Origin of the sequence: Paucisalibacillus globulus, assembly GCF_900184735.1 — a bacterium.
Classification (GTDB): domain Bacteria; phylum Bacillota; class Bacilli; order Bacillales; family Amphibacillaceae; genus Ornithinibacillus; species Ornithinibacillus globulus_B.
In genome coordinates this window covers 1-6961 of record NZ_LT855400.1, presented here as the reverse complement: position 1 = coordinate 6961, position 6961 = coordinate 1, and the positions used below count along the sequence as shown (strand labels likewise).

Annotated in this window: 4 protein-coding genes and 2 pseudogenes; 3 read left to right on the top strand and 3 right to left on the bottom strand. The window is 31.9% G+C overall.

All coding sequences use genetic code 11. From position 1 onward, the window contains the following. Positions 1–546 precede the first annotated feature (546 nt). From BN999_RS18060 to BN999_RS18050, 3 genes are read right to left on the bottom strand one after another with little or no spacing between them, the layout of a single operon-like run. Complete coding sequence (locus tag BN999_RS18060) at positions 547–1677, bottom strand: Ger(x)C family spore germination protein (protein WP_035197633.1); 1131 nt, start codon at positions 1675–1677, stop codon at positions 547–549. Next, positions 1674–3137, bottom strand: coding sequence for a spore germination protein (locus tag BN999_RS18055; RefSeq protein WP_051678310.1), 1464 nt, complete (start codon positions 3135–3137; stop codon positions 1674–1676). Before BN999_RS18055 ends, BN999_RS18060 begins: the two co-directional genes overlap by 4 nt. Next, on the bottom strand, positions 3124–4215 hold the full coding sequence (locus tag BN999_RS18050; protein ID WP_096273786.1) for a GerAB/ArcD/ProY family transporter: 1092 nt from the start codon (positions 4213–4215) through the stop codon (positions 3124–3126). The genes BN999_RS18055 and BN999_RS18050 overlap by 14 nt, the downstream gene beginning before the upstream one ends. Positions 4216–4483: 268 nt before the next feature. Here BN999_RS18050 and BN999_RS18045 point away from each other — a divergent pair. From BN999_RS18045 to BN999_RS18035, 3 genes and pseudogenes are all read left to right on the top strand, one after another. Then, positions 4484–5029 (top strand): annotated as a pseudogene (locus tag BN999_RS18045) (recombinase family protein); the annotation flags it as partial. A gap of 65 nt (positions 5030–5094) precedes the next feature. Further along, entirely contained in the window at positions 5095–6543 is a 1449-nt protein-coding gene (locus BN999_RS18040) for a Mu transposase C-terminal domain-containing protein (RefSeq protein ID WP_035197639.1), read from the top strand. Then, positions 6536–6961 (top strand): annotated as a pseudogene (locus BN999_RS18035) (AAA family ATPase); the annotation flags it as partial. The gene BN999_RS18040 and the pseudogene BN999_RS18035, both read left to right, overlap by 8 nt.

Genomic DNA, 6961 nt, shown 5'->3' with positions numbered 1-6961 from the left:
TTTCATGGAAAAAGTGGATGTCCCCTTGGAATGTTTTTTTTCTTGTTATCCTGTTTCCTTTTCCACATATGAACCTCCACTATGTAATGAACTAGTAGTCTTAGTATGTGGAAAATATTCCAGAATATGTGAGAGAGGATTTTGGCATAAAAAAGCACCCCCATTTGTTATTGAGGGGCAGTCCAAGATAAGAGAGATTTTTTATATTGTTTCTCTATCTAAATGTTTAATTATGTTGTTTATAAAGGTGATTTTCTCCTTAATAATTCTTTAAAGTTCAGGATTTTCACATAGAAGCATTTCTTCCTTTAGTTTCTCAATATGACTACTAAACAATTGTAACTCGGAGTAATATTTCCCTTCATGGATATTATGAAGGAGAATAGATAAATTAAAACGGTTTTAACAAAAGTTTTGAATTAACCTCTCAGACATTTTTATTTTAATCTTTTTCATTGTTTAGTAATTTATTCTCCTTGTCTTACTGTTTTAAATATTTATAAATAAATTATTTGAATTAGCAACTAAGTTTATCTAACTCCAGTTTCAATCATATAAACCCCTGTTTTCTAAGAGAAAATTTACTGTAACATTTTTTATAGAATTAGCAGATAATGTATAATCTTTTAATTGTTGTGGTTTAACCCTATCATGGAAAAGTATATTTTTTAGACTATATACGTCAATTTCCTTATCAATTCCATTTTGATAAGTGGACCTTATTTCTGCTTCAATCTGTTTTGTTACCAATTCTTCTATTTTTTTTGAGGAAAGGTGTTCTTCCAAATCTGTTAATGTTCCTTTTGCATCAACATGTATGTTGAAATGGAATTTTTCTCCATCCCTAACTACATTTATTTTTACAGAAGGTGACGTTATTCTTACAACACCCTTAATTTTATTATCTTCAATAATATCTACTGGTGTATTTTTAATGTTTTTTTGCGTCCATCTGAGACCAGTAAGCTCTTCATATGACAACCATTCTTTATACTTTCCTTCACTTACAGGAAAAGCACCATTTATTTTTAAGGTGCTTTTAGTTTTTGGTTCTGTAACAGATTCCTTCCAATCTGTTTCGTTAATAGAAATAGAAGGCAGCAAAGCTGTTCCTCCTGGTTCATTATAAATCGAAATAAATTTATGCAAACGCATCGGTTTTATATAAGAATATTGATAATATGTATCTGTTGGCTTATACAAGATCGTGTATAATGGTGGCAGTTGAAAAAAGCCAGTTGAGCTAAGTATTTTTTCAATTGACTCTTTTGTTCCGAACATCCATGGTGTATAACGAAATTCTCCATTTTTCTTTAAGGATTCCTCCACTTTTTTTATACCTTTTTCCAAAACAGACTCTGAATAGATAATTGCTCCTATATGTGACCAGTTCATAGTTTGTTGGGATGTTCGATATAAATCGAAGATAGCATCATTAATAGTACGACCTGAACCAGTGCCTATATATAATGGCACGGGTTGTCCCGATTTGCCACCTTCCGTTTTAGCTACATTGGAAAAATCAAGTAATTGAACATACATTATATATTTTTCATCTTTATAGTCAATTCCTATTGTTGTGACGTAATTCACTTCACCAATTTCGTGTTCATCCCAGCATCCTGTTAAAATCAATAATACGAATGCTATCATCAGCAGGACGATTAATTGTTTCATTTTTTTTCATCTCCCTGACGGTCAGTATCATTTGTGTCAAGGATTCTTGCGCGTTCATTTTGTTGGTCAACAGGATATTTCAGTAAAGATTTAGAGAAATCGTTTTTTACATATGGTGAGACTGGACTTAGATAAGGAATACCAAAAGATTCTAGCTTAGCAAGATAGCCAAGTGTTAAATAGATACTAATAAAAAAACCAAACATTCCTAGAACAGAAGAAAGAAGAATTGAAAAGAGTCGTATGATTGAAACTGTACCATAAAGAACCTGACTACCTAGTGTAAAGGTTGATATAACTGTAATTGCAGTAATAACCAACATAGTTGGAGACGTTAAACCTGCTCTAATTGCTGCATCACCTATGATTAATCCACCTACAACTGCTACAGTTTGCCCCACCGCTTTTGGCAATCTGACACCAGCCTCGCGAAATAATTCGAATAAACTAATCATTAATATTACTTCAACTACTGTATTAAAAGGTATACCTAGTCTAGAAGATGATATTGTTGCAAGTAACGGAAGTGGAATTTGGTCTACATTAAATGCAGATAACGATACCCAAAAAGCTGGTAAAAATAAGGACAACATCAACCCCAAAAGTCTAAGTAAAAGCTCAAAAGAAGCATAGAAATAAGGTGTATGTTCATCCTCTGCAGTATGGAGAATCACTCCTAAATTTGCTGGTGCAACTAAAACATTAGGAACATTATCAATAAAAATAGCAAATCTGCCTCTAACTAGACTACTGACAACACCATCTGGTCGAGAGACAGATCGCATTAATGGAAAAAGAGAGTAATTAGAACCACCAAGGAGTGCTAGTAATTGGTTGTCGCTGTTTACAATATCTATATCTATATTTTTTAAACGATGTGTAACTTCCTTAATTACTTTTTTATTTTGTATATCCGTTATGTATACTAATCGAACTTGCGTTTGACTTCTTTTACCAAGGGTAAAAGACTTTGTTACAAAAGAATTCGATTTAAGCCGTTTTCGCACTAAAGCAATGTTTGTACTTAAATCTTCAACAAAAGCGTCTCTTGGACCACGCAAAGATACCTCGGTATGAGATTCCTCTGGTGATCGTTTTGGTGGACTGGATGTATTAAAGAAATATAAAGTTTCAGTAATCAGTATTGCTGTATAGCCATTGAAAACTTTTTCTTGAAGCGTATTATCAACATTTATTTCATGCTTACGCAATGTAATGCGTTCGGAACAATTTATATTATCAACACCTTTTAATCCATCACGGTAATATTTGTTTTGAATGTCTGGAAGTATACTATTTATTAATAATTTATGTTCAATTAACCCATTGCAGTAAATAATAAGTATTTGTTCCTTATTATTATTTCCATATAGGTGTTGTTTCTCAACCGATACATCTGTTGAATGTCGGAAAAGATTCTTAATATACCGTTCATCTATTTGATAATTATCCCTTTTCATTTGTAGACACCCTGTTCGTTGAAGTTTTAATTAAAAAGGCAATAAAAACTGTGATAAAAACACCAAAAAAGATACTTCCAATGTAATAAAATCGTGTTAAAATGGTGAAGAATTCTTCATTTGAAATAGGTAATGTAATGACAATTAGATAGATAACACAAATAAAGGCTTGAATATAAAAACGCTGCTTTTTCTTCTTAATGTCAAAGGGCAGTGTAATCATATACAAAATCATACTTATATGGATAAAGGCACCAGATAACCATTGATAAATGGAAAAAAAGTCGAGGTGATTGAAATAATTACCAATCCCTAAGATACGCCACTGAAAAAAAGCAGGATATCTCAATTTCTCTGCTTCCTCTACTCCAAAGGTTGAGATACTGCCAAGTAGTGGTCCGACAGTTAGAATGAATAAAAAAGTGATGAGAAGTAAAATGTGTAAAAACTTCAGTTTCCTATCGACGTGATGCTGTAAAAATATCAGTAAAATTATTTCAATGGCTGAACCAAATGCAAAAAGCGAACCATGAAACACTTCCTTCCACCCATTCTCCACTAATACAGGTGTAATAAGTGTATAGTTTTTATCAGGAGTGGTACCAATTGCGACAAACAAACCCAATATAATAACTAATGGAAGTACAACACCTGCGCAAATGGCAATTACATTTATCTTCCCGTATGAAATATAAATGGATGCAGTTAGAATGAATAAAGATACCACTACTACGGGTGTATTAAACAAAAAAGTTTCATTTATCCACAATACCGTTTCTTTTAAAGTAATAAAACCAGTAATAGACAAATAAATGAACAATAAAAAAGCAATTGTTCGACTAAGCAGTCTGGAATATGTAGATGATATCCATTCAAAAATAGATACTGATTGAAATTTCCTTGTAACATACAATAATAATAAGGAGAACAAAAGGGTAAATATATAACCAATAATTACACTTATCCATGCATCACGACCTGCAGCATTAATTAAAAATGGGATAACAATGACATGATTAGTTAACCCCATACTTAATAAAAAAATCGCAAAAAGCTGTATGATGTTGATTTTTGTCATCAAAAAACTCCCTATAAAATCTATTTATAATATTATATTGGCTAAATTACTTAAGACTATTCGCATTCTCCGATTTTAAACAAATATTATATAATGATATTTTTTGGAGAGACCTACATTTCAAAAACGAATGTTTTTGAGACGTTTTTACTATGAATATTAAATAGCTTAAAGCCATAAGAAATATTGTCTTTAAAGATTGCTCAAAATCTATGTTTCATATACCACCCTTTATGATATAATTATATTGAAAAGGTGGTATTTTTTTATGAGTCAGTACATTTATGGTTATGCTCGAGTAAGTACTCGTCAGCAAGATTTAGCACGGCAATTAGATTTATTAGAAAAATATAATTGTAATGAAATTCTTACAGAAAAAATGACAGGAACAAAATCAAACCGACCAGAGCTAAATCGTCTAAAAGACAAATTGAGACCTGGGGATATTGTTGTAGTAGAAAGTTTTTCAAGATTAGGTAGAAGCACAAAAGACTTAATCGATCTAGTTAATTACTTTGAAGAGAAAAATGTAAAATTAATCAGTGTGAAAGAAAATTTTGATGCTACCACCCCGCAAGGGAGGTTAATGATGACTGTTTTTCAAGCTTTTAGCCAGTTCGAACGAGATTTGATTGTTGAACGAACTAAAGAGGGGCTAAAAAGTGCTAGAGCAAGAGGAAGAAAAGGAGGACGACCAAAAGTAGGAACTAAAGATATTACAAAAGCCATTAATCTTTATAATACTAGAGAATACAGCGTTAAAGAAATTGTAGAAATGACTGGTATAAGTAGAGCCACTCTATATCGATATTTAAACAATGACAACAATTAGAGGAACTAATAGCATTAGCTTCATTAATTAAAAGGAGCTGTTTCTATATGGGAAAAGAACTTCCATCATTGACTTCGTATTCAGAAGAGCAGAGACAAATAGCTATGGAAAAATACAGGTTAATTGAGCCATATATTAACCGTGAGAAAAACTTGAAAGCTATTGCTGAGGAATCTGGTGTTTCAAAACGTACACTTCACTATTGGGTTAGTAAGTATCAGCAATTTGGATTAATTGGATTGATTCGAAAGAGTCGAACAGATTCTGGAATATTTAAAGTGGAAAATGAAGTACAAGAAGAGATTAAGAATTTAATACTTAGTCACAAAAGAAATTCAGTCACTTCTATTCATAGGAAGATTTGTGAGACATGCAAAAAGAATAATTGGAAGCAACCCAGTTACTATCAGGTTTATGCTATTTCAAAGTCTTTATCACAAGGACTAAAAAAACTAGCTTATGAAGGAAAAAAAGAATATCAAAACACTTATGATTTAATTCACCGACGAGAGGCTAGTTATCCTAATCAAATTTGGCAAGCTGATCATACCCCATTAGATATAATTGTTTTAAATGAAAAGGGAAAACCGGAAAGACCTTGGCTAACAATTATTTTAGATGACTATAGTCGAGCAGTTGCTGGATATTTTTTAACTTTTCAAGACCCGTCTGCTATACAAACATCTTTAGTTTTGCACCAAGCAATATGGAGAAAAAGAAACCCCGATTGGCAAATATGTGGTATCCCTGAAAAGTTTTATACAGATCATGGAAGTGACTTTACCTCCAATCATTTGGAACAAGTAGCAATTGATTTAAAAATTAATCTTGTTTTTTCTACAGTAGGAGTTCCAAGAGGGCGTGGGAAAATTGAAAGATTCTTTTTAACTATTAATCAGTTGTTTCTACAAGATTTACCTGGATATATTGGAAATCAGCACAGCCCTGCTCTTCTTACTCTTAAAGAACTTGATGATAAATTATCAAATTTCATTATATATAATTATCATCATAGGGTTCACGGTACAACAAAAAAAGAACCCATCAAAGCTTGGAATAATTCTGGATTCCTCCCCAATATGCCAGATAGTTTGGAAAGCCTAGATTTATTATTGTTAAATGTAGCAAAACCGAGGAAGGTTCATTCGGATGGTATTCACTTCCAAGGTTTAAGGTATATAGATACAAATCTAGCTGCATATATTGGTGAAACAGTCATTATTCGTTATGATCCAAGGGATATTGCAGAGATTCGAGTGTTCTATCAAGACAAATACTTATGTACTGCTATTTCCCCTGAGATATCTGATTACCAAGTAGATTTAAAAGATATTGTTTCCGCACGAAATAAGGTGCGTAAAAATCTCAATAAGCAAATTGATACCAGAAGAACTGTTGCAGAAGAAATTGCTTTATCACAGCAAAAAGATTTGGAGAACAAGTCGAATAAATCTGATTCTAAAAAGTCAAAACTCAAGAGGTATTTCAATGAATAAATCACAGAAGTTTATTGAAACAAAAGAGTATAAAAGATTTGCAGAGTTTTGTGATGCTTGTATCAAATATAAATATATAGGAATTTGTTACGGACTACCGGGAGTAGGAAAAACGTTATCCTCAAGATATTATTCAAACTGGGATTATATCGAAAAACAAATAGATTATAAATATAAGAAAAAAATTGGTTTAGATACAGATGAAAGGATTCTTAAAGCTAGAACAATTTTTTATACAGCGCCAGCAATACGTGCTACTAAAATGACTGACGAAATTAGTATTATTGGTGGTAAAATGGGTATGACTAAAGCTATTTATAAGGTAAATAACGGAGGGGAAGAAGAATATTCTACTGATACTTATGAAGATATTGATCTTATAATTGTTGACGAAATAGATCGATTAAAAGTGCAAAAT

Coding starts and splice junctions, on each gene's coding strand:
- BN999_RS18060 (WP_035197633.1), bottom strand. CDS start 1,677: ATGAAACAATTAATCGTCCTGCTGATGATAGCATTCGTATTATTGATT.
- BN999_RS18055 (WP_051678310.1), bottom strand. CDS start 3,137: ATGAAAAGGGATAATTATCAAATAGATGAACGGTATATTAAGAATCTT.
- BN999_RS18050 (WP_096273786.1), bottom strand. CDS start 4,215: ATGACAAAAATCAACATCATACAGCTTTTTGCGATTTTTTTATTAAGT.
- BN999_RS18040 (WP_035197639.1), top strand. CDS start 5,095: ATGGGAAAAGAACTTCCATCATTGACTTCGTATTCAGAAGAGCAGAGA.